Source organism: Micromonospora sp. CA-240977 (assembly GCF_050942285.1).
Lineage (GTDB): Bacteria > Actinomycetota > Actinomycetes > Mycobacteriales > Micromonosporaceae > Micromonospora.
The window spans coordinates 279,513-300,127 of record NZ_CP192055.1 but is presented as its reverse complement, the minus strand read 5'-3'; the positions used below and the strand labels follow the sequence as shown (position 1 = coordinate 300,127).

Annotated in this window: 24 protein-coding genes; 10 read left to right on the top strand and 14 right to left on the bottom strand. The window is 72.6% G+C overall.

The window, feature by feature from the left end; translation table 11 throughout:
- Window positions 1–14 precede the first annotated feature (14 nt).
- Window positions 15–170 (top strand): hypothetical protein, encoded by a 156-nt coding sequence (locus ACQPWW_RS01520; protein ID WP_433128370.1) that lies wholly within the window; start codon window positions 15–17, stop codon window positions 168–170.
- Between the two features lie 28 nt (window positions 171–198).
- On the opposite strand, the gene ACQPWW_RS01515 is transcribed toward ACQPWW_RS01520, so the two are convergent.
- The 6 genes from ACQPWW_RS01515 to ACQPWW_RS01490 form a co-directional block, all read right to left on the bottom strand.
- Complete coding sequence (locus ACQPWW_RS01515) at window positions 199–2,316, bottom strand: bifunctional polysaccharide deacetylase/glycosyltransferase family 2 protein (RefSeq protein WP_433134065.1); 2,118 nt, start codon at window positions 2,314–2,316, stop codon at window positions 199–201.
- Window positions 2,317–2,318: 2 nt separating this feature from the next.
- Window positions 2,319–2,747 (bottom strand): hypothetical protein, encoded by a 429-nt coding sequence (locus ACQPWW_RS01510; protein WP_433128368.1) that lies wholly within the window; start codon window positions 2,745–2,747, stop codon window positions 2,319–2,321.
- Window positions 2,748–2,860: 113 nt separating this feature from the next.
- Window positions 2,861–4,393 (bottom strand): FtsX-like permease family protein, encoded by a 1,533-nt coding sequence (locus ACQPWW_RS01505; RefSeq protein ID WP_433128366.1) that lies wholly within the window; start codon window positions 4,391–4,393, stop codon window positions 2,861–2,863.
- Window positions 4,390–5,091 (bottom strand): ABC transporter ATP-binding protein, encoded by a 702-nt coding sequence (locus tag ACQPWW_RS01500; protein WP_433128364.1) that lies wholly within the window; start codon window positions 5,089–5,091, stop codon window positions 4,390–4,392. The genes ACQPWW_RS01505 and ACQPWW_RS01500 overlap by 4 nt, the downstream gene beginning before the upstream one ends.
- Window positions 5,088–5,624, bottom strand: a complete 537-nt coding sequence (locus tag ACQPWW_RS01495; RefSeq protein WP_433128362.1) for a PadR family transcriptional regulator — start codon at window positions 5,622–5,624, stop codon at window positions 5,088–5,090. Before ACQPWW_RS01495 ends, ACQPWW_RS01500 begins: the two co-directional genes overlap by 4 nt.
- A gap of 118 nt (window positions 5,625–5,742) precedes the next feature.
- Window positions 5,743–6,324, bottom strand: a complete 582-nt coding sequence (locus ACQPWW_RS01490) for a TIGR03086 family metal-binding protein (RefSeq protein WP_433128360.1) — start codon at window positions 6,322–6,324, stop codon at window positions 5,743–5,745.
- Between the two features lie 31 nt (window positions 6,325–6,355).
- Here ACQPWW_RS01490 and ACQPWW_RS01485 point away from each other — a divergent pair, with 31 nt between their 5' ends.
- Entirely contained in the window at window positions 6,356–7,153 is a 798-nt protein-coding gene (locus ACQPWW_RS01485; protein ID WP_433128358.1) for an AraC family transcriptional regulator, read from the top strand.
- Window positions 7,154–7,165: 12 nt separating this feature from the next.
- Here the strand turns inward: ACQPWW_RS01485 and ACQPWW_RS01480 are convergent, their stop codons facing one another.
- The 6 genes from ACQPWW_RS01480 to ACQPWW_RS01455 are packed head-to-tail and all read right to left on the bottom strand — an operon-like array spanning window position 7,166 to window position 12,763.
- Window positions 7,166–8,704 (bottom strand): SpoIIE family protein phosphatase, encoded by a 1,539-nt coding sequence (locus tag ACQPWW_RS01480; protein ID WP_433128356.1) that lies wholly within the window; start codon window positions 8,702–8,704, stop codon window positions 7,166–7,168.
- Window positions 8,705–8,708: 4 nt separating this feature from the next.
- Window positions 8,709–10,034 carry an ATP-binding protein gene (locus ACQPWW_RS01475; RefSeq protein WP_433134063.1) on the bottom strand — a complete coding sequence of 442 codons (1,326 nt, stop codon included), beginning with the start codon at window positions 10,032–10,034 and terminating at the stop codon, window positions 8,709–8,711.
- Between the two features lie 32 nt (window positions 10,035–10,066).
- A complete protein-coding gene (locus ACQPWW_RS01470) occupies window positions 10,067–11,080 on the bottom strand; it encodes a SpoIIE family protein phosphatase (RefSeq protein WP_433128354.1) in 1,014 nt (337 codons plus the stop codon).
- Entirely contained in the window at window positions 11,077–11,496 is a 420-nt protein-coding gene (locus tag ACQPWW_RS01465; RefSeq protein ID WP_433128352.1) for an anti-sigma regulatory factor, read from the bottom strand. Before ACQPWW_RS01465 ends, ACQPWW_RS01470 begins: the two co-directional genes overlap by 4 nt.
- A complete protein-coding gene (locus tag ACQPWW_RS01460; RefSeq protein ID WP_433128350.1) occupies window positions 11,493–11,903 on the bottom strand; it encodes an STAS domain-containing protein in 411 nt (136 codons plus the stop codon). The genes ACQPWW_RS01465 and ACQPWW_RS01460 overlap by 4 nt, the downstream gene beginning before the upstream one ends.
- A complete protein-coding gene (locus ACQPWW_RS01455; protein WP_433128348.1) occupies window positions 11,903–12,763 on the bottom strand; it encodes an STAS domain-containing protein in 861 nt (286 codons plus the stop codon). Before ACQPWW_RS01455 ends, ACQPWW_RS01460 begins: the two co-directional genes overlap by 1 nt.
- A 163-nt stretch (window positions 12,764–12,926) precedes the next feature.
- Here ACQPWW_RS01455 and ACQPWW_RS01450 point away from each other — a divergent pair, with 163 nt between their 5' ends.
- Window positions 12,927–13,283: an STAS domain-containing protein gene (locus tag ACQPWW_RS01450; RefSeq protein ID WP_281585526.1), complete on the top strand. Its 357-nt coding sequence runs from the start codon at window positions 12,927–12,929 to the stop codon at window positions 13,281–13,283.
- Between the two features lie 13 nt (window positions 13,284–13,296).
- On the opposite strand, the gene ACQPWW_RS01445 is transcribed toward ACQPWW_RS01450, so the two are convergent.
- On the bottom strand, window positions 13,297–14,577 hold the full coding sequence (locus ACQPWW_RS01445) for an MFS transporter (protein ID WP_433128346.1): 1,281 nt from the start codon (window positions 14,575–14,577) through the stop codon (window positions 13,297–13,299).
- A 50-nt stretch (window positions 14,578–14,627) separates the two neighbouring features.
- On the opposite strand from ACQPWW_RS01445, the gene ACQPWW_RS01440 reads away from it, so the two are divergent.
- The 4 genes from ACQPWW_RS01440 to ACQPWW_RS01425 all read left to right on the top strand — a co-directional run bounded on the left by ACQPWW_RS01440 (window position 14,628) and on the right by ACQPWW_RS01425 (window position 16,570).
- Entirely contained in the window at window positions 14,628–15,320 is a 693-nt protein-coding gene (locus tag ACQPWW_RS01440; RefSeq protein WP_433128344.1) for a FadR/GntR family transcriptional regulator, read from the top strand.
- Window positions 15,321–15,359: 39 nt separating this feature from the next.
- On the top strand, window positions 15,360–15,818 hold the full coding sequence (gene mscL, locus ACQPWW_RS01435; RefSeq protein ID WP_433128342.1) for a large conductance mechanosensitive channel protein MscL: 459 nt from the start codon (window positions 15,360–15,362) through the stop codon (window positions 15,816–15,818).
- A gap of 82 nt (window positions 15,819–15,900) precedes the next feature.
- Window positions 15,901–16,152 carry a hypothetical protein gene (locus ACQPWW_RS01430; RefSeq protein WP_238678688.1) on the top strand — a complete coding sequence of 84 codons (252 nt, stop codon included), beginning with the start codon at window positions 15,901–15,903 and terminating at the stop codon, window positions 16,150–16,152.
- A gap of 58 nt (window positions 16,153–16,210) precedes the next feature.
- Window positions 16,211–16,570: a hypothetical protein gene (locus ACQPWW_RS01425; RefSeq protein WP_433128340.1), complete on the top strand. Its 360-nt coding sequence runs from the start codon at window positions 16,211–16,213 to the stop codon at window positions 16,568–16,570.
- A gap of 25 nt (window positions 16,571–16,595) precedes the next feature.
- On the opposite strand, the gene ACQPWW_RS01420 is transcribed toward ACQPWW_RS01425, so the two are convergent.
- A complete protein-coding gene (locus ACQPWW_RS01420; protein ID WP_433128338.1) occupies window positions 16,596–17,828 on the bottom strand; it encodes a benzoate/H(+) symporter BenE family transporter in 1,233 nt (410 codons plus the stop codon).
- Window positions 17,829–17,889: 61 nt separating this feature from the next.
- On the opposite strand from ACQPWW_RS01420, the gene ACQPWW_RS01415 reads away from it, so the two are divergent.
- From ACQPWW_RS01415 to ACQPWW_RS01405, 3 genes are all read left to right on the top strand, one after another.
- A complete protein-coding gene (locus ACQPWW_RS01415; RefSeq protein ID WP_433128336.1) occupies window positions 17,890–18,450 on the top strand; it encodes a helix-turn-helix domain-containing protein in 561 nt (186 codons plus the stop codon).
- A 115-nt stretch (window positions 18,451–18,565) separates the two neighbouring features.
- Window positions 18,566–19,285: a PP2C family protein-serine/threonine phosphatase gene (locus ACQPWW_RS01410; RefSeq protein ID WP_433128334.1), complete on the top strand. Its 720-nt coding sequence runs from the start codon at window positions 18,566–18,568 to the stop codon at window positions 19,283–19,285.
- An 88-nt stretch (window positions 19,286–19,373) separates the two neighbouring features.
- Complete coding sequence (locus ACQPWW_RS01405) at window positions 19,374–20,564, top strand: GNAT family N-acetyltransferase (RefSeq protein ID WP_433128332.1); 1,191 nt, start codon at window positions 19,374–19,376, stop codon at window positions 20,562–20,564.
- The last annotated feature ends 51 nt before the right edge of the window (window positions 20,565–20,615 follow it).

Here is a 20,615-nt window from a genome sequence, read left to right as displayed (position 1 = left end):
CGGGGGCGGCGGCGATGACCGACGAGGACGGGCAGGGGTCGGCGCCCCGCCGTGCCTCCGCGTGGATGATCCTCGCCGTGGTCGCCGCCGCCCTGCTCGTCTGCTGCTGCTCCGCCGCCGTGGGCCTGGCGATCTCCTGGTCGGCCGGGCTCTTCCACACGGCAGCCTGACCGGCCCGCGGCTGACGCCGAGGAGGCTTCAGCCGCGCCCGGCGCCGATCAGCGCTGCCGCCTCGCCGGTCCGCACCATCCGCTGCCAGCGCAGCCGGTTGCCGATCAGCGCGGTGACCACCGACTGCACCACCACCAGGTACATGAGCTGCCGGTAGACCAGTTGCTGGAACGGCAACGTCCACAGTGGCCCGTACCGCTCCCGGTCCAGTCGCAGCGCGTACCCGGCGGTGGCCGCCTGGAGCAGCAGCAGCCCCGCCCAGGCCAGGGCGAGGGTCGACCAGGGCAGGAAGAGCAGGCCGTACACGGCGAACACGTCGACCGCCGGCGCGGTGAGCGGCAACACGATCTGGAACACCGTGAGGTACGGCAGCCCGCGTCGGCCCAGCTTGCCGCCGGCACCCGACTCACGCAGCGCGTGTCGGTGCTTCCACATCGCCTGCATCGTGCCGTAGCACCAGCGGTAGCGCTGTCGCCAGAGTTGGCGCAACGACGACGGGGCTTCGGTCCAGGCGATGGCCGACTCCTCGTAGACGACCCGCCAGCCGGCCCGGAGCACCTTCATGGTCAGGTCGGTGTCCTCGGCCAGCGTGTCCGACGGCACCCCACCCACCCTCAGCAGCACCTCGCGGCGAAACGCGCCGATCGCGCCGGGGATGGTCGGCATGCACTCCAGCACGTCGTACATCCGTCGGTCGAGGTTGAAGCCGATCACGTACTCCAGGTGCTGCCACCGGCCGAGCAGCCGACGCCGGTTGGCGACCTTGGTGTTGCCGCTGATCGCACCCACCGACGGGTCGGCGAAGCCCTGCACCAGGCGGTGCACCGTGTCCGGCTGGAAGACGGTGTCACCGTCGACAAGTACCAGCAGGTTCGCCCGGGCGGCCCGGATGCCGGTGTTCAGCGCCGCCGGCTTGCCGGCGTTGGCCTGCCGGATCACGCGTACCCCGCGCAGTCGCATCCGCTCGACGATGTCGGCGGTGCCGTCGTCCGACCCGTCGTCGACCACGATCACCTCCAACGCCGGGTACGCGCTGGCCAGCAGGGACCGAACCGTGGCGGCGATGTTCGCCGCCTCGTTGTACGCGGGCACGATCACCGAGACGGGTGCCCGCACCTCCGGTCGGTCCCGGCGGGGACGGCGGACCCGGCGCACGTGCAGCTGGGCGCAGCACACCTGCACCAGGAGACGGGCGACTCCGAGCACGAGTGCGGTGGCGAGCAGGACGTTCATCACGTTGGTCGACCAGCGGGCGCCGGTCTGGGTCCAGCGCAGCGCGGTGCCGCTCAGCCGGGCGCCGACCCCGGCCGGGACCATCGACGGCGAGGCGGCGATGCCGGCGGAGACGGTGGTGAAGTGGTAGCCCTGATCGCCCAGCGCGGGCAGCAGGCGATCCAGCGCGGCGAGGGTCTGCGCCCGGTCACCGCCGCCGTCGTGCATCAGCACCACCGCGCCCCGCCCGCGCTTGGGGGTGGCCGCCCGCACGATCTGGTCGGCCCCGGGGCGCTGCCAGTCCTTGGTGTCCAGGTCGGCGAGGACCGCGACGTGCCCGGTGCCGGCGGCGGCGCGCAACGCGGCGTACTCGGACCCGGTCAGCGCCGTCGGCACCGAGGAGAACGGTGGCCGCAGCAGGGTCATCTCCCGGCCGGTGGCCGAGGCGACCGCCTTGCGGGTCAGCGACAGTTCGAGATCACGCCGCCACGGCGACACGTCGGCGAGGTTGGCGTGGGTGAACGTGTGCGACCCGATCTCGTGCCCCTCGGCGAGGATCCGCCGGACCAGTTCGGGATGCTCATTGACCCGGGCGCCCACCACGAAGAAGGTGGCGTGCGCGCCGTGCCGGCGCAGCACGTCGAGGACCTGCGGCGTCCAGCGTGGGTCCGGCCCGTCGTCGAAGGTCAGCGCGATGGTGCGGTCCGGCAGCGCCCGGCTGGCCGGTTCGGCGCGATCCAGCCGCAGCACCGGGCCGCCCGAGGTGACGGCGGCCGGGACGTCCGGCGCGGCCCGCGCGGTGGCGTTCCCCGAGCCGCCGGCGAGGCCACTCACCAGGCCGTTGACGGTGAGCGCCGCGAGTAGCAGGAGCAGCCCGAGCAGGAGCAGCAGCCAGTGGGCCCGAGGGTCACGCCGGGCCACGTGTCTCGCCATCGTCACTGCGGCTTACCTGGTGACTTGCTCGGTTTGGCGGTGTTGCGGTGCTCGTCGCCACGACCCGGTTGATCGGTGGCGGACGGCGCGCCGGTGGCCGTGGCGGTCGTGGTGGGGGGTCGGTTTCCGGTGGTCGGGGTGGCGCGCGGCAGCGGCGCCGACGTGCTGGAGGCCGACGACGGCGACGGCGACCTGGTTACCCGGGGCTGGTTGACCCCGTCCACGCCGGCCTCCACCGGGCGCGTCCCCCGGGAGTCGTCCGACCAGCCGGGCAGCGGCACCGAGGTGTCCAGGAAGAGGCCCGCGGCGATCAGGGCGAGGCTGGTGAGCAGGCCAAGGCCCATGGCGGTGCCCGCGATGACGGTCAGCCGCCGACGACGCCCGGTGCCGTCGACGAACACCGGCGGGGCGGAGCCCGGTTGGTTGTGCATCTGGCGAACTCCCACGGTTGCCGTGCCGGGACCGTCCGGTCCGACACCGGAGACCCGACCGTCCGGGCCTCTGGTGCACACAGCGGCACCGCCACCAGCAGTGTTACATCGGCTCAGGCCGTGCGCAGCTCGTCCAGCGCCGTGCTGGCGCGCAGGAAGAGCAGGCCGACACCGACCGTCACCAGCACCGCGCCCAACGCGCCGGCGCCGAGCCAGGCCAACTGCTCCAGTGGTACGGCAACGGCTCGCTGGACCTCGGGGGTGTACACGATCCGGGTGTACTGCTCGCGGGTGGCCGGGTCGGCACAGAGCGCTGTCGTGGCCTCGCAGATCTCCGTCGACGAGACGCCCGTCGACACCTCCGAGACGAGCCCTCGGCCGAGCAGGGTGCCCACGGTGAGCGCGAGCAGGATCGCCGGCACCGCCGGGGCCAGCGCCTGCCAGGCCACCGACCGACTCAGGGTCGCTCGGGGCACTCCGGTGGCGACCAACGCGGCGTAGGCGCGTCGACGGGCGACGATCCCCTCGACCAGCGCGACGATCAGCCCACCCGTCGCGATCAGGATGGCCACCGCGACCGCGGCGTCGACCAGATTCATCGTGGACAGATAGAAGGTGTCAGCGCCACCGTCCGCACCGACGAGCTGGCCCTGGTCTCGATCGAGCTGCTCCCTGGCGGCGAAGTAGGCGCGTTGGGCGGCGGCCCCCCCGCCGAAGATCAGGGCGGCGAGCAGCGCCGCGAACGTGCGGCTGCCCGCCCACGGGTCGGCCATCAACCGGCCCGCCGCCAGCAGCGCCGCGGGCCGGCGGGCGTGCCGACGCAACAGCCGCCCGCAGTGGTACGAGATCCAGCCGGTGCCGATCACCACCCCGATCATCGCCGCGAGCGCACCCACAGCGAACAGCAGCGGCACTAGCCAGCCGAGCACCTCGGCGTTGCCGTCGAGCTGGTACATGGCCGGACGGACCGCGAGGAACGAGGTCAGGCCCAGCCCGATCAGGAGCCCAGCCCACGGGCCCGGACCACGCTCGCGGGCGGCCTTACGGCTCACCCCGAGCGGGCTCATGGTGACCGTACGCAGCATCAGTGCGGTGGTCAGCGCCGCGACGACCGGCAGGCCGAGCACCACCGCGGCCATCGCTGCGGGCGACGGCAGCACATCGGTCGGCAGGGCCAGTCGACCTTGCGCGTCCGGTCGGTGCAACAGATCGCGGCCGACCAGGTAGGCACCCAGCCCGACGAGCGTGCCGAGCAGCGCGGCCACGCCGGTCTCCAGCACGGCCAACCCGGTGACCTGGCCGGGCGTGGCGCCGGCGAGCCGGATGGCCGCCAGCCGGCGATCCCGTGCCGGCGCGCCGAGCCGCGCGCACTGGCCGGCCAGCGCCAGCACCGGGATCATCAGCATGAGCAGCGCGAACGCGGTCCCGCCGCGCAACCCGGGCTCCACGAGCAGCGCGTTGTGGTACTGCTCCGACCATCTGTTCCGGTTCTCGTCCGTCGCCAGCGGCGTGGGGATGGCCAACACGGTGAGCGCCGCGAGCCCGGCCAGTGTCGCCAGCAGGGCACTGAGGGCGGTGAGCACCACCCGGGCGGTGTCGGTGCGGCTGCCGGCGAGCGCGAGCCGGACCAGCGTCGCCGGTCTCACCGGGAGCCGCCGACCAGCGGCACGTCGAGCCCCAGGCCCGTGTGGTCCACCAGGCCGTCGCGCAACATGATCTCCCGATCGGCGTACGCGGCGATTCGCGGCTCGTGGGTGACAAGCACGACGGCGGTGCGCTGCTCACGGGCGAGCCGGACCAGATGGGTCAGCACCTGCTCGCCCGTGAGCGTGTCCAGCGAACCGGTCGGCTCGTCGGCGAAGAGCACCCGCGGCTCGGTCACCAACGCCCGGGCGGTGGCGCAACGCTGCTGCTGACCACCGGACATCTCACCCGGCCGCAGGTCGGCCAACTCCCCCACACCGAACCGGTCCAGCCAGGTGAGCGCCGCCGTCCGTGCCTCTCGCCGCCCCGTGCCGGCGAGGAGCAGGGGCAGTGCGACGTTCTCCGCCGCGGTCAACTCGGCGACCAGTTGGCCGAACTGGAACAGCACCCCGAACTCGGTGCGTCGCAACCGGGAACGGGCCGCCTCCGACCAGGTGTCGATGCGCTGCCCCCGCCAGGTGACCTCGCCGGCGTCGGGCCGGAGGATCCCGGCCAGGCAGTGCAGCAGCGTCGACTTGCCGCAGCCGCTCGGGCCGGTGACGGCGACGATCTCACCTTCGGCCACGTCGAGCGTCACGCCGCGCAGCGCGGGTGTCGGGCCATACGCCCGAACCACGCCGCGAGCCTGGAGTTGCGTCACGGATGCACCTCCCGGTGCCAGTCGGAGACCCGGCCCAGAGTGGCGTGCAGCCACCGCAGGTCCGCGTCAAGGTGGGTGATCGCGTAGTCGGCCGCTACCACGTCGCTGAGAGTGGCGGTCGGATCGACCTTGACCGCTGTCAGCTCACGCAGTCGTGCGGTGTGCGCGGCGCGCTGGGCGATCAGGTAGGACCGGGCCCGGTCGACGTCGGCGACCAGGAGCGCCACCACGACCTTGGCGAAGAGCGTGCTGGCCACGTACGGCATTGGTGGTTCGACAGTGGTGAGCCACTGGTCGAGCGTGGCCCGCCCCTGGTCGGTCAGCGCGTACGCCGTGCGATCCGGCCCGGCCGCGCGGTCCTGCCCGGCGGTGGCCACCAGGCCGTCACGTTCCAGTCGGCCAAGGGTGGCGTAGACCTGCCCGAAGGCCAGCGGACGAGCCCGGGGCAGTCGCTCGTCGTGTGCACGCTTCAGCTCGTAGCCGTGCCGGCTGCCGGCAGCCAACAACCCGAGCAGAACATGCGGCGTGGACACGCCCGCAACTATTCACCGAGCGAATACCCAAGTCAACAACCCCACCCCGGTCCCCTCCACCCCAGTTGGTTGGAGTGTGGGAGACCGGGTTGGCGTGTGGCAGGAACGCGGGGTGGGGTCAGGCGGTGGTGGGCCAGGTGGGAGTGCGGCCGGTCTGGGTCAGCAGGTGGGCCAGGTCGGGAGTCGCGGTCGGGGTAGCGGGGCTCGGCACCGGCTCGGCGAAGACGCCCATCTTGCGGGCGGTCGGGCCCAACTGCTCGACCAGCCCGTGCAGCTCGGCCACCGCCTCCGGGGCCGGCTGGTACGCCTGGCCGGTGGCGACGGCGAGGTCCCAACCGTGCACTGTCAGGTCCAGCAGGGCCATCCCGCCGATGACGGCCTGCGGCATGCCCATGCCCGGCGACACGCCCTCCAGGGTGGACGGGTCCGACCAGGCGGCGACCAACCGGGCGGTCTCCGCCTCGAACCGGTCCCGCCAGCCGTCGCCCAGGTGGTCGGGCTTGTCGGCCCACTCCACCGGCCGCTTGACGGCCAGGTCCTGGAAGTTGACCACCACCTCGAACAGGTGGTTGAGCAGATCACGGACCAGGTAGTCGCGGCACGGGGTGGGCAGATCGAACTGGTCGTCGGCGATGCCGCGCACCACGTCGACGGTTCGCGGCGCGGCAGCGGCCAGCAGGTCGCTAGTCTGAGTGGTCATAGGGCCAGCGTATGAGGGTGGTCTTGAACAAATGCGACAGCGACCGCGCGGCGACAGCCGGGGGATCCTCGACCCCGGGCGGATGCTGCGCGAGGTGCGCTTCCGTCGGCACCTGCCGGTGGAGTCGCTACGCCCCTGGGTGGAGCACTACTGGCTGATCGACTGGGCGTTGCGCACACCGTTCGAGCAGCGCGTCGTGCCGCATCCGGCGGTGAACGTGGTGTTCCGGCGGGACGGCGACGGACCGGAGTCCGGCGAGGTGGCCGGGGTGGGCAACGACCTGTTCCGGATCACGCTCACCGGCACCGGCCGGGTCTGCGGAGTGCAGTTCCGCCCCGGTGGGTTCCACTCGTTCTGGCGTCGGCCCGTCGCCGAACTGACCGGTCGCCGGGTGCCGCTGCCCACCGGTCGGCTGGTACGCCCCGACTTCCCGGTGTGCGGGGCCACCGACGACGAGCGCTGCCGCGCGTTGGACGCCCTGCTCACCGCGTGGACCCCGGAGCCGGACCCGATGGCCGAGGAGGCCGTCCGGCTGGCCGAGGCGATCCGCACCGACCGGACGGTGCTGCGGGTCGGCGACTTCGCCGCGCGGCACGACCTTCCGGTTCGCCGGTTGCAGCGGCTCTTCCTGGAGTACGTGGGGGTCGGGCCGAAGTGGGTGATCCGCCGCTACCGACTCCAGGAGGCCGTCGAACAGGCCGCCGGTGGCCCGTTGAGCTGGGCGGATCTCGCCGCCGACCTGGGCTACAGCGATCAGGCCCACCTGGTTCGCGACTTCACCGCAGTGGCCGGGGTGTCACCCGCCGCGTACGCCCGCTCGGTGCACTGAGGCCGCACCGGCTCAACGGCGGCGCAGGACGACCACTGCGACGTCGTCCTGGATCTCCGGTGGGGCCAGCTCCACGAGCAGCCGGGCACAGAACCGGTCCAGGTCGTCGTCGACAGTGGCGCAGACCGCGGCCAGCGCGGCCAGTCCCTCGTCGATCGTGGCGTCCCGTCGCTCGATCAGCCCGTCGGTGTAGAACACCAGCGTGGCACCGGCCGGCAGCACGAATTCCAGGTCGGCCGGGCGCGGCGCGCGGACGCCGAGCAGCGGCGCGGAGTGCTGCACGAACTCGACAGTGCCACCCATGTTGAGCACCGGGGGAAGATGCCCGGCGCTGGCCAGCCGGACCCGCCCGGTCGGCGGGTGCAGCAGCAGTACGCAGAGCGTCGCCAGCTCGTTCGGCAACAGCGTCCGCATCAGCTCGTTGACCCGGTGCAGGATCTCGCCGGGCTGGTGCCCCTCCACGGCGTACGCCCGCACCGCGTGTCGCAACTCAGCCATCACTGTCGCCGCGTGGAGCGAGTGGCCCGCCACGTCGCCGATCGCCAGCAGCAGGTGCCCGTCGAGCATCACCAGCTCGTAGAAGTCGCCACCCACCTCGGTCTGCGCGCTGGCCGGCTCGTAGCGCACCGCGAAATCGAGTCCGGCGACAGTGGGCAGCCCGCGCGGGAGCAGGCTGCGCTGGAGGGTAACCGCGATCCGGTGCTCCTCGTCGAAGGAGCGCTGCCCCTCCACGGCCGCCGCCACCGCCTGGGCCAGCTGCTTGAGCACCGGGGTCCGGGCGGTCTGGGTGGCGGTCGGGACCACCACGTACAGCGGGGCCCGATCCTCCCGCAGCCGGGCGGCGGCGATCGTCACCGTGTCGTCCGCCGGCCAGTCGACAAGGGCCCAGCTCGCCGGGGTCTCCACCCGTACGGTGGCGCCGGTCGGCACTCCGGTGTCGTCGACGACCCACGGCACCACCACTGCCGAAGCGTCGGGACCGGCGCAGATCCCGGCGAGACAGTCACCGTCGAACGTCTCGGCGATCACCGCCGCCGGGCTCTTGAAGATCTGGGCGGCCCCCTCCGCGGCCGCCTCCAGCAGGCGTGCGAAGGTCGGCGCGGCGTGCACCGCCACTGTCGTGTCGGCCAGCCCGAGCAGGCGCTCGGCGAGCAGTTCGGCGCGCTGCCGGGCCTGGTAGTAGCGCAGCACCGCCCGCGTGGTGGCGATCAGCTCTTCCGGCTCGATCGGCTCGGTCAGGTACGCGTCCGCGCCCCGGGTCAGCCCCTGGGCGCGGTCGGCCACGTCGACGGCGTGCGCCGACACGTGGATCACCGGCATCGCCGGGTGCCGGGCCTTGATCTGTTCGCAGACCTCGTACCCACTCAGGTCGGGCAGCCGGACGTCGAGGACCACCAGGTCGATCCGGTCCACCTCGACCCGCGCCAACGCCTCGGCGCCGTTCTCGGCTTCGAGCACCGTGAACCCGGCCCGGGTCAGCCAGCTGACCAGCAGGTAACGCTTGGTACGACTGTCATCGACCACCAGGATGGTCGTCGTCGCGCCGTCCACGCCGTCACGCCTCGCCGACGGGCAGGGAGACGGTGAATGTGCTGCCCCGGCCCGGCGCGCTGGTCAGCTCCAGCGTCCCACCGAGCAGTGTCACCAACCGCCGGGCGTAGGGCAGGCCGAGGCCGGTGCCGCCGACCCGGGTGGCGCCCGGCACCTGGTAGAACTCCTCGAAGATCCGGTCGTGCAGCGCGGGAGCGATGCCGGCGCCGGTGTCACTGACCTCGAAGTGCCACCGGTCGCCGTGCCGGCGGGCCCGCAGTCGCACCTCGCCGCGCTCGGTGAACTTCAGCCCGTTGTGCAGCAGGTTACGCAGCACCTGGCCGAGCAGCACCTCGTCGGTGCGCAGCGTGGCCGGCGCGGTCGGCTCCTCCACCACCAGCTCCACCTGCGGGCGGGTGGCCAGGGCGCGCAGTGTGCCGCGCAGTTGGCCGAAGACCGGACGCAGGTCGACGTCCGCCCAGTCCGGCTCGATCCGGCCGGACTCCGCCTTGGCGAGGTCCAGCAACTCGTTCACCAGGTTGAGCAGGTCCGCCGCCGACGAGCGGATCAGATCGACCTGGCGGCCCTGCTCCTCGGTGAGCGGGTCGGAGGCGGAGTCGGTGAGCAGCCGCCCCAACCCGATGATCGCGGTGACCGGGGCGCGCAGCTCGTGGCTGACGTTGGCCAGGAACCGGCTCTTCGACTCGCTCGCCGCACGCAGTTGCGCCGACTTCTCGTCCAGCTCGGCGTAGAGGGCCACGACGCCCCGGTTGGTCTCCTCCAACTCCTCGGTGAGCTGGTTGTAGAGCGCCAGCACACCCCGGTTGGTCTCGGCCAGTTCCTCGTTCAGCACGGCCAGTTCGTCGCGCTGGCTGCGCACCTCGTCGAGGGCGGCGATGAGCTGCCCGTTCTGCACCGTCAACTCGTCCAGCGCGCTGGCCGGCGCGGTCCGGCCGAGTTCGGTACGGAACTCGGCGAGCCGCTCCGGGGTCGGTGTCGGCGCGCTGGCCGGAAGTCGTCGGGACATCCGTACGACCGTAACCCCCTCGACGGTCGACACGCTCAGTGTGTCGACCAGTCGGGACACCGCGCCGGACTGCGGCTGGTAGTCGCCGTTGGGGAGCGCGGTCACCGGGGCGAGGTCGGCGCGCAGGTGGAACCGGCCGTCGACGGCCGCGTCGACGTGGAAGGAGACGTCCGCGCCGCCGGTCGTGTGCAGCAGGTCCCTGGCGACCTCGCTGAGCGCGGTGGCGATCCGCACCTGGTCCTGGCGTTCGAGACCGACCACCGTGGCCACCTCGCGGCCCCGTTGACGGATCACGAAGATGTCCTGCTCGACCCGCAGCGCCATCTGCAGCAGCGGCAGCGCGGCCGGCTCGCCGGTCACGCCCAGGACCTCGCGACCAGTACGCAGGCGTCGTCACGTCGCACACCCGCGTCGCGCAGGAGTGTCGCTGCCATCACCAGCGGGGATCGCTCCGCCAGACCTGGGTAGTCGGCCAACCGCCAACGGTCGACCACCCCGTCGCTGTGCATCACCAGCCGAGCCCCCGGACCGAGCGGGTAGTCGTACTCCCGGATCGTCGGCCGCTGGTGGCCGGCGATGCCGGGCAGGGACACCAGCCCGCGGCGCTGACCGTCCCCCTCGACGACCACGCCGGAGATGTTACCCAGGCCGGAGTAGCGCAGCACACCTGCCGCCGGCGCCAGTTCGGCGACCGCGAGTGCGGCGCCCCGGGTGTGCGACATGCTCCGGTGCAGGTGGCCCACCACCGCCGCCGGTGGCCCGGCGGGGGCGTCCCGGAACGCGGCGAGCGCCGCGTCGGTGGCGGCGGCGGCCAGCGGGCCGTGCCCCAACCCGTCGCTGACCAGCACCTGGTGCCGCCCGTCGGCGACCCGGACGGCGTACCCGTCGCCGCTTACCGATTCGCCTGTCAACGGTCGGGTGAGGGCAGCCGCCCAGGACGGCTGTGCCGGCTCCCTCGGCCAGACCTGCACGGCGAGCACTGTGCCCCGGCCGGTCAGCGAGTATCCGTCGAACCAGCTCGCCTGCCGCACGATGGCGCCCAGACCGATGCCGAGCGTGCCGGTGGTGGAGTGCCCGTCCCGGGACGAGACGGTCAGGTCGGCCATGCCGGGCCCGGAGTCGATGGCGATCAACTCCACGCCCGCCTCCCCGCCTCGGCGTACCGGCCGGAGCAGCAGGACGCCGTCGTCGGCGTGCTTGACCAGGTTGCTTGTCAGCTCGGCGGCGACGATGGCCAGGTCGGCGATACGCAACGCGCCCATCTCCACCTGCGCGCCGAGGCGTTCCGCGGCACGCCGGACGGCGCTCGCCGCGCTGCTGGCCTCCACCCGGAACCAGATGCCACTGTCGGTGACCGCGTCGGCGTTCATCGGGACCACTTGGTGACCGTTATCCGCGTGCCGGCTTCGGGGGATGTCTCGATCTCGAATTCGTCGACGAGTCGGCGGGACCCGCTGAGCCCGAGGCCGAGCCCGCCGCCGCTGGTGTAGCCGTCGGTCATCGCCAGGTCGAGGTCGGCGATGCCCGGCCCGGAGTCGGCGAACACGATCCGCACGCCCTTGCGTCGACCGTTGTCCACGATCGTCACCTCGACCGCTCCTCCACCGCCGTACACCAGGGTGTTGCGGGCCAGCTCGCTCGCCGCGGTGACCACCTTGGTCTGGTCGACGAGGGACAGCTTGACGGCCACCGCCACGGCGCGGACCAGCTGCCGGACCCGTACCACGTCCTCGTCGCTGCGGACCGACTGTGCCTGTGGCTGGCCCAGGTCGATGCCCGCGGTCACGGCGTGGCCGTCTCGGCGTCCGGATCGTCGTCGAGCTGGTAGTAGAGATCGTCGGCGTGGGCCGCCGCGATCAGCTCCATGCCGCGCTCGACGTTCAGCGCGGTACGGATGCCGTTCAGCGACAGACCGAGCTCGACGAGGGTGATGGCGACGGCCGGACGCATCCCGACCACCACCGTCTCCGCGTCGAGCACCTTGGAGATCGACGCGATGGTGGAGAGCATCCGCCCGACGAAGGAGTCGACGATGTCCAGCGCGGTGATGTCGATGATGACGCCGTGGCAGCCGGTGTCGACGATCCGCTCGGCCAGGTCTTCCTGTAGCTGGACGGCCGTCTGGTCGGACATGTCCAGCTGGATCGAGACGAGCAGGATGTCCCCGATCTTGAGGATCGGCACCCGTTCCATCAGACGTCCCGGCGTGGCTGACGGCGGGCGGTCTCCACGCCGGTGAGGCGCAGCACGTGGCGCAGCGCGTCGGCGAGGCTCGCCTTGGTGGCGATGTCGCCGAACTCGATGCCGAGCGCCACGATGGTCTGCGCGATCTGCGGGCGGATGCCGGAGATGATGCAGTCGGCGCCCATCAGCCGGGCGGCCACCACGGTCTTCAGGATGTGCTGGGCGACCTGGGTGTCCACCGCCGGGACACCGGTGATGTCGATGATCGCGTACGGGGAGCCGGTGTCGACGAGGGTCTGCAACAGCCGCTCCATGACGACCTGGGCCCGGGCCGAGTCCAGGGTGCCGACCAGCGGGACGGCCACCACGCCCTCCCACAGCTTGACCACCGGCGTGGAGAGTTCGAGCAGCTGCTCGGCCTGATCGGCGATCAGGCTCTCCCGGGTGCGGACGTAGCTCTCGAAGGTGAACAGGCCCATCTCGTCGACCAGCTTCGAGAAGGCGACGTAGTCGTGCAGCGCGTTCGGGCCGCCGGCCTCCTGCACCAACTCGGCCAGCACGTCCTTGAGCGCGAAGACGCTGATCGTGGTCTCTGTGGCGGAGAAGCCCTGCCGGGCCCGGCCACGGGACAACTCGGCGAGCGCGGCGCGCAACTCGGCGGCGGTGTCGGCGGACAGGTCGATGTTGCCGTGCTCGCTGGTGGCGACGATCGCGCGGTGCAGGTCCTGGACCTGTCGGCGCAGCTCGGCCTGGCTCAATCGCCCCCGCAACGAACTGGTGACGATCTCGGTCCACCGAGACGTGACCCGCTCGTCCTGCCCCCCGAGCAGCGCGGCGAGCCGACCACTTTCTTCGGTGCTCAACGCCATTTCGAACCCCCTTGACCTGGACCGGGCGGACTCTATCACCGGGGCCTGACCAACTACTTGCCCCGTAGCAATGAAATGATGACGGCCACCGGATCACGGCTCCCGTTCTGCATCCGACCCCGGTCGTGGGATACCGTTCCCCCGATAACAGGAGGTCTGGCGAATGTCGTTGACGGTGCACACGGAACAACGCGGCGACGTGGTCGTCGTGTCGGTCGCGGGCGAGCTGGACATGGCCACCGCACCGCAACTGCAGGACCAGATCACCGACCTGCTCGACAAGGGTCGCAACCGGCTGGTGTTCGACCTGGCCGAGGTCTCGTTCTGCGACTCGACGGGTCTGTCGGTCTTCGTCCGCGCCAAGAACAGCTGCGACGAGGCCGGCGGCGTGGTGCGGCTGGCCGCACCGCAGCGGGGCGTGCTGCGCATCCTCGAGGTGAGCGGGCTGGTCGAGGTGCTGCACACCTACCCGACGGTGGACGAGGCAGTCGCCGGCGAACCGACGCCGGCCTCCTCCTGAGTTCTGCCGTTCCTCACTCGTCCTCGACGTAGCGGGGACGAGCGATCGCCATGCCCGCCGCCGTCTGCACGGCGAGCGCCCCCAGCAGGAACCCGAGCGGCGCGGTCCAGCCGCCGGTGACCTCGTAGAGGATGCCGACAAGCAGCGGGCCGAGAGCGGCGATCACGTACCCGGTGCTCTGCGCGAACGCGGAGAGCGCGACAGTCCCCTCGGCGGTGCGGGCGCGCAGACCGATGGCGGTCAGGATCATCGGGAACGCGCCCTGGCCGATCGCCAGCAGGGCGACCCAGAGCAGCGCGGCACCCCGCGGGGCGAACGCCAGGCCCAGGTAGGCCAGCGTCGACGCGGTGGTCAGCCCGAGCACCAACGGGCGCAGGCTGGTCAGCCGGCCGGCCACGGTGGGCATCAGCAGCGCGATCGGCACGCCGAGCGCTGTCACTCCGGCGAGCAGCAGTCCGGCCGACTCCGGCTGGTAGCCGGCGTCCCGGAACAGCTGGGCCAGCCAGCCCATGATCGCGTACCCGCTGAGTGACTGCGCCCCGAAGTAGACGGCCATCGCCCAGCCGAGCCGGGTCCGCGCCGGCCGGACGCGCACCGGCGCGGCGGCGACCGCCGTCGGGGTCGAGCGCCGCGCGCCCGCCCGGGTCCGCAGCGCGAGTGGCACCCACGGGAGTACGGCCACCGCGGCCATCGCGGCCCAGACGCCCAGCCCCGCCCGCCACGAGCCGAAGGCGTGCGCGATCGGCACCGCCGAGGCCGCGGCGACCGTCGTGCCGAGGGTCAACGCCATCGTGTACGCCCCGGTGACCAGCCCGGTCCGGTGCGGGAAGTGTTGCTTGACAAGCATCGGCAGCAGGATGTTGGCGACCGCGATGCCGGCCAGTGCCAGGGCGCTGGTGAGCACGAAGATCCAGGCCGAGTCGGTGGTGGCCCGGAGCACCTGGCCGGCGGCGAGGGCGACCATGGCGACCACCAGCACCCGGGCCGGCGCCACCCGGCGGACCAGCCACGGGGTGAGCGCGCCGAGGCCGGCGAACGCGATGGTCGGCAGGGTGGTGACCAGACCGGCCATCGCGCCGGAGAGTCCCAGCCCGTCGCGGACCTCGTCGAGCAGGGCGCCCAGGCTGGTCACCACCGCGCGCAGGTTGAGCGCGACAAGCAGCATCCCGACCAGCACGAGCGCGCCACCGGTCGCCGGGTGCGTCCGTCGGCCGGCACCGGGGTCGCGCGTCGAGGGTGGGTCGACGAGGACGGGAGCGGGCGGCGCCGGAGCGGCGGTGGGTGGCGGGGTCATGACCGTTAACCTACAATCATGGGATGAATTTCAGGCCGGTGATGTAACGAGTGCCACCGTCGGTCGATTCCCCCTCCCCGCCGCTGGTGCCGCCCCGCGGCCACCGGGTCCGGCAGACCATCGAGCAGCTCCGCGCCCGGATCCTCGGCGGCGAGTGGCCGGTCGGCGGGCGCATCCCCACCGAGCCGCAGCTCGTCGCCGCGCTGGGCGTGGGGCGCAACACCGTCCGGGAGGCCGTCCGCGCCCTGGTGCACGCCGGGGTGCTGGAGTGCCGGCAGGGCTCCGGCACGTACGTGGTGTCCACCGACGAGCTGGCGCCGGTGGTCGCCCGCCGGCTCAGCGACGACCGGATGACCGAGGTCATCGAGGTGCGGCGCGCCTTCGAGGTGGAGGCCGCCCGGCTCGCCGCGCTGCGGCGTACCCCGGAGGACCTGGCGGTGCTCGACGGCGTGCTCGCCGAACGCGAGGCCGCCTGGCGCGGCGGCCGGGTCGACGCGTTCGTCGAGGCCGACGCGGCCCTGCACGTCGCGGTGGTCGCCGCCGCGCACAACGCCATGCTCGCCGAGCTGTACGCCTCGGTCGGCACCGCCCTGCGCAGCACTGTCGCGCAGGCGATGGGGGGTGCGCTCACGCCCGAGCGCTACGTCGACCACACCCGGTTGGTCGAGGCGATCCGGGCTGGCGATCCGGGCCGGGCGGCGCTCGAAGCCGGCGCTTTTCTGGAACCCGCCCAACGGGCATAGGTTGTGCCCGACAGAAAAGCGGACACCTCGGGAGTACGAATGCTCAAGGGCTTCAAAGACTTCATCATGCGCGGCAACGTCGTCGACCTGGCGGTCGGCATCGTGATCGGCGCCGCGTTCACCGGCGTCGTCACCCAGCTCACCAAGTCCTTCCTCGAACCGCTGATCAAGATGATGGGCGGAGGCAGCGGCCTCTCAGCCGGAAGGTGGACGATCGGGGGCCAGACCTTCGAATGGGCCGCGTTCATCAACGCCCTGATCACGTTCCTGCTCACCGCGGCGGTGCTCTACTTCTTCGTGGTCTACCCGATGAACAAGCTGGCCGAGCGGCGGCGTCGGGGCGAGGAGCCGCCGCCGGCGGCGCCGAGCGAGGAGATCAAGCTGCTCACCGAGATCCGGGACGCGCTCGTCTCCGCCGGTCACGCCACCCCCGGCCAGCAGCGCGGGGCGCTCGACGACGTACTGGGCCGGCGCACCGAACCCCCGGCGCCGCGCTGACACCGAACGGATGCACATCGGCCCCTGTGGGATTCCCGCAGGGGCCGCACCTTCTCGTACGTGTGTTCGATAGAGTCCCGCCATGGAGCAGCGGAAGCACTGGTGGAACGGGAAATGGGGGCGGCTGGCCCGACGGGACGTCTTCCTGCGGGTGGACGCCGACCGGTGGCACGTCGAGCAGCGGGCCGGCGGCGCCGAGGGCATCTCCCGGTTCTACGAGTACGGCAGTGCGGACGAGGCCGAGGACACCGTCCGGGCGCTCCTCGACGGCCCGGACACCTGGCGGGAGCTGTCCCCCCGCCCGCCCGGCGGCTGGACCCTCCCGAACGGTTGAGGAGCTGGCCGGTCGGCATTGGCGTTTAGCGGCGCGGCGCCCAGGGAACCGCAGCGGGATGGACCAGCAGGAGACCATCTCGCGGATCACCACCGGGATGCCGGTGATCGACTCAGCCGGCACCGAGGTCGGGACCGTGGACCTCGTCCAGCGGGGCGACCCCAACGCGGTGACCGTCCAGACGTCGACCGCCGACCCGGGCAGCAGCCTGGACGAGCTGATCGAGGCCACCGCCGTGGAGGAGCCGGATGTCCCGGCCGACCTGGCGGCGCGGCTGCTGCACAGCGGCTACCTGAAGGTCTCCACGGAGCTGACCCGCACGGGCGCGGTCTACGTACCGGCCGACCGGATCGGCTCGGTGGCCGACGGCCGGGTCCTCCTCGCCGTGGGCGTGGCCGACCTGCCGCCCGAGGAGTAGCTTCGCCGCCCTGATCACCTCGGGTTCAGTGATGTTGGGGTATCCGGTCGGCCTGGACACCCCGACTTCCTTGAACTGGTGTGGATCTTTCCGGCCCGTCGGCGGGTGGGCGGCGGTGGAAGAGCAGCACCATCAGACAGCCCGCGACCAGACCCCAGAACGCCCCGCCCACGCCGATCAGGGTCACCCCGGAGGCGGTCACCACGAAGGTGACAACGGCGGCCTCCCGGGTCGCCGGGTCGCTCACCGCCGCGGCGAGCGCGGTGGCGAGGGCGCCCAGCAGGGCCAGCCCGGCGACCGCCTCGATGAGGATCGGCGGGGCGACCGCGACCAGCGTGGTCGCCACGCCGGCGCCGAGACCGAGCAGGGCCAGCCCGATGCCGGCGGTGACCGAGGCGACCCATCGGCGCTCCGGGTCCGGATGCGCGTCGGGGCCGGCGGCCAGCGCGGCGGTGATCGCCGCGAGGTTCACCGCGTGCCCGCCGGCCGGGGCGGCGAGCAGGCTGGCCAGGCCGGTGGCCCGTAGCGCGGCGCCGAACGGCGGCCGGTAGCCGTAGCCGGCCAGCACCGCCATGCCGGGCACGTTCTGTGCGGCCATGGTGACCAGGAACAGCGGTAGGGCGAGGCCGATCAGCGCGGACGCGTTCCAGGCCGGCGCCGTCACGGTGATCGACGGGGCCAGCGCGGCACCGGTCAAGCCGGCCGGCGGGGCGGTCAGCGCGATCGCGACCACCGCCACCAGCAACGCGCCGGGCACCGCCCAGCGGCGGGCGAACCGGTGCAGCAGCAGCCAGCCGATCACCACCGGGCCCGCCACCACTGGCAACTCCACAAGGGCGCGGACCGGGGCGGTGCACAGCGGGAGCAGCACCCCGGCGAGCATCGCGCCGGCCACCGGCTTGGGGATGGCGGCCACCGCACGGCCGAGCGGCGGGAACAGCCCGGCCGCCACGATCAGCACACCGGAGACGAGGAAGGCCCCCACCGCGACCGGCCAACCGCCCGGCGGTGGTCCGGTGGCCACCAGCAGCGCCGCGCCCGGCGTGGACCAGGCCACGCTCATCGGTATCCGGTGCCGCCAGCCCAGCCAGGCCGCGGCGAGCCCGCACGCCACGCAGAGGGCGAGCAGGCCGGAGGCGGCCTGCGCGTCCGACGCGCCGGCCGCGCGGAGCCCGGCCAGCACGACCGTGAACGAGCTGGCGAAGCCGACAAGGGCGGTGACCACGCCGGCCAACACCGGTTGGACGCGTCCCGCCATGCCACCCTCCCGGGGTGTTCCGTTCCGTTTACGGAACGACAGTGTGTAGCACGATAGCCTGGTGCCGCACCCACCACCAGCCCGCCGCCCGGGCCTCGACGTGGACCCCGCCGTCGTCGGCCGCCGGGTCCGCGCCCTGCGCGAGGAGCGGGGAATCTCGCTGTCCACCCTGGCCCGGCTCGCCGGCGTCGGGAAGGCCACCCTCTCCGGCCTGGAGCACGGCACCCGCAACCCGACCCTGGAGACGCTCTGGGCGGTCACCGCGCAACTCGGCGTACCGTTCACCGCCCTGCTGGCCGAGCCGACCGCCGGGCCCACCGCGCACGGCACAGCGGTCACCGCCACCCTGCTGGAGGTGTTCACCGACACCGACGCGACCTACGAGCTGTACCGCATGCGGGTCGCGCCCGGCCCGGTGCAGCTCTCTCCCGCCCACCAGCCGGGGGTCACCGAGCATGTCACCGTCTTTGCCGGGGTGCTGCGCGCCGGCCCGGCCGACGCACCGCTGACCGCGCCGGCCGGCGGTCACCTCCGCTGGGTGTCCGACGTGCCGCACAGCTACGCGGCGGTGGGTGACGAGGAGGTCGCCGCCAGCCTCCTGCTGCGCTATCCGCGGCGCTGAGGCCCGGCCGATCGGTCACGCGCCGTCGGGCCCGCCGACGAAAATCGCAATCATTTCTCGACGCACGCAGGAGGCGTAGAGACGAAGGCGGGGTGTTCTTGGCAAGCTTGACCCCATGACGCTGATCCTCCGCTCGGTCATCCTCAACGACATCGGCCTGGTTCGCACCAACAACGAGGACTCCGCCCTCGCCGGTGACCGCCTGATCGCCGTCGCCGACGGCATGGGTGGGCTGCCCGCGGGCGAGGTGGCGAGCGAGATCGTGATCCGGATCCTGGACGAGCTGGCCCCGCCCACCGAGCCCGACGGCGCCGCCGACGCCCTGCGTGCCGTGGTCAGCACCGCCAACCAGCGCATCCACGCCGCCATCACCGTCGACCCGAGCCGCGACGGGATGGGCACCACGCTCACCGCGGCGCTGTTGGCCGGCGAGACGCTGGTCCTGGCCCAGGTCGGCGACTCCCGCTGCTACCTGCTGCGCGACGGGGAGCTGACCCAGCTCACCAGGGACGACACGTTCGTCCAGGCCCTTGTCGACCAGGGCACCCTCGCCCCGGAGCAGGCCCGCCACCACCCGCAGCGGTCCCTGGTGACCCGGGCCGTGCAGGGCGCCGACACCCCACCGGCGATCGGCGTGCTCACCGTGGTCCCCGGCGACCGGCTGCTGCTGTGCAGCGACGGGCTCTCCGACTACGTCGAGGACGACGCCATCGCGGCGGCGCTGGGCATGTACGCCGACCGCCAGCAGTGTGGCGAGCAGTTGGTGAAGCTCGCCCACCACGCCGGCGCACCGGACAACGTCACAGTCGTGGTCTCCGACGTCGTCGCCCGCTGAGCTCAGCCGACCGGCCCACGCTGGCGTCCGGGTCGCGGATACCGTCAATCCGGTTGCTCCGGCTGGCACGGCGGGTTGAGATGGGCGGATGACCATCCGCCGGGTGACCGCCGACGAACGTCTCACCACCAGCTTCCCGTTGGCCGCGTACGCCTTCGAGTCCTCGCCGCTCGGCGCTGCCCGAACCGAGGAGTTCCGCGACTACCTGCCCTACAACCAGGGCAACCGGACGCTGATCGCCGAGGAGGCCGGTGTCACGCTGGCCGCCGTCTCGTCCATCCCGATGCGGCAGAACCTGCGCGGGACGGTGTTGCCGATGGCGGGCGTCGCCGGGGTCGCCACCCATCCGCTGGCCCGCCGGCAGGGGCACGTTCGGGCGCTGCTGCACCAACTCCTCGACGAGGTACGCGACGAGGGGCATCCGCTCAGCGCCCTCTACCCGTTCCGGCCCAGCTTCTACGCCCGGTTCGGCTACGTCGGGTTACCCAAGGCGCGCACTGTCACCTTCAAGCCGGCCCACCTGGACTCACTGCTGCGCGCGGACCTGCCCGGCGAGGTGGGCTGGGAGCGCATCGGCGCCGGCTATCCGGCGTGGCGCGCGTTCACCGAGCGGTGCCTGAAGGAGCGGCACGGCTTCGCGCTCTTCCCGGACTACCGGGCGAACGGGATGCGCGACCGGGACGAGTACTGGCTGCTCACCGCCCGCGTCGACGGCGAAGTCACCGGCGCGGTGACCTACCGGATCGACGAGCACGGCGGCACGATGCACGGCAACGAGCTGCTGGTCAACGATCCGCTCGCGCGGGCGTTGCTGTTGCAGTTCTTCGCCCGGCACGTCGACCAGATCGAGCGGGTCACCGTCCAGGTTCCACCGGACGAGCTGCCGGAGCTGTGGCTGACCGACCTGGACGTGCACGTCGAGGCCAAGGTAGCCATCCCGGGTTCGTCCGCCCCGATGGCCCGGCTGTTGTCGCTTGACGCGTTGCGCGGGCTACCGGCCGGCCCCGGTCGGGTACGGATCGAGCTGACCGGGGACCGCTGGCTGGCCGGCACCCATCTACTGGACGGCACGACCGGCGCGCTGGAGGTGGTCGCCGACACCGCCGGCCGTACGCCGACCGCCACCCTCACGGCGGCCGGGCTCTCCGCCCTGGCGTACGGGGTGCTGGATCCGGCCGAGCTGCCGTTGCGGGGCCTGGGTGCGGTGCCGGTGGACGCCGCCGCGGAGTTGCGCGGCATCTTCCCCCGCCGGGTGCCGTACCTCTTCGCCGACTTCTGAGCCTGCCTCACGACCGGGTTTGTCGGCCTGGCGACCGTGGGTATGGTCCCG

Coding starts and splice junctions, on each gene's coding strand:
- ACQPWW_RS01520 (WP_433128370.1), top strand. CDS start 15: ATGACCGACGAGGACGGGCAGGGGTCGGCGCCCCGCCGTGCCTCCGCG.
- ACQPWW_RS01515 (WP_433134065.1), bottom strand. CDS start 2,316: ATGGCGAGACACGTGGCCCGGCGTGACCCTCGGGCCCACTGGCTGCTG.
- ACQPWW_RS01510 (WP_433128368.1), bottom strand. CDS start 2,747: ATGCACAACCAACCGGGCTCCGCCCCGCCGGTGTTCGTCGACGGCACC.
- ACQPWW_RS01490 (WP_433128360.1), bottom strand. CDS start 6,324: ATGACCACTCAGACTAGCGACCTGCTGGCCGCTGCCGCGCCGCGAACC.
- ACQPWW_RS01485 (WP_433128358.1), top strand. CDS start 6,356: ATGCGACAGCGACCGCGCGGCGACAGCCGGGGGATCCTCGACCCCGGG.
- ACQPWW_RS01475 (WP_433134063.1), bottom strand. CDS start 10,034: ATGGCGCTGCGGGTCGAGCAGGACATCTTCGTGATCCGTCAACGGGGC.
- ACQPWW_RS01470 (WP_433128354.1), bottom strand. CDS start 11,080: ATGAACGCCGACGCGGTCACCGACAGTGGCATCTGGTTCCGGGTGGAG.
- ACQPWW_RS01460 (WP_433128350.1), bottom strand. CDS start 11,903: ATGGAACGGGTGCCGATCCTCAAGATCGGGGACATCCTGCTCGTCTCG.
- ACQPWW_RS01455 (WP_433128348.1), bottom strand. CDS start 12,763: ATGGCGTTGAGCACCGAAGAAAGTGGTCGGCTCGCCGCGCTGCTCGGG.
- ACQPWW_RS01450 (WP_281585526.1), top strand. CDS start 12,927: ATGTCGTTGACGGTGCACACGGAACAACGCGGCGACGTGGTCGTCGTG.
- ACQPWW_RS01445 (WP_433128346.1), bottom strand. CDS start 14,577: ATGACCCCGCCACCCACCGCCGCTCCGGCGCCGCCCGCTCCCGTCCTC.
- mscL (WP_433128342.1), top strand. CDS start 15,360: ATGCTCAAGGGCTTCAAAGACTTCATCATGCGCGGCAACGTCGTCGAC.
- ACQPWW_RS01430 (WP_238678688.1), top strand. CDS start 15,901: ATGGAGCAGCGGAAGCACTGGTGGAACGGGAAATGGGGGCGGCTGGCC.
- ACQPWW_RS01425 (WP_433128340.1), top strand. CDS start 16,211: ATGGACCAGCAGGAGACCATCTCGCGGATCACCACCGGGATGCCGGTG.
- ACQPWW_RS01420 (WP_433128338.1), bottom strand. CDS start 17,828: ATGGCGGGACGCGTCCAACCGGTGTTGGCCGGCGTGGTCACCGCCCTT.
- ACQPWW_RS01410 (WP_433128334.1), top strand. CDS start 18,566: ATGACGCTGATCCTCCGCTCGGTCATCCTCAACGACATCGGCCTGGTT.
- ACQPWW_RS01405 (WP_433128332.1), top strand. CDS start 19,374: ATGACCATCCGCCGGGTGACCGCCGACGAACGTCTCACCACCAGCTTC.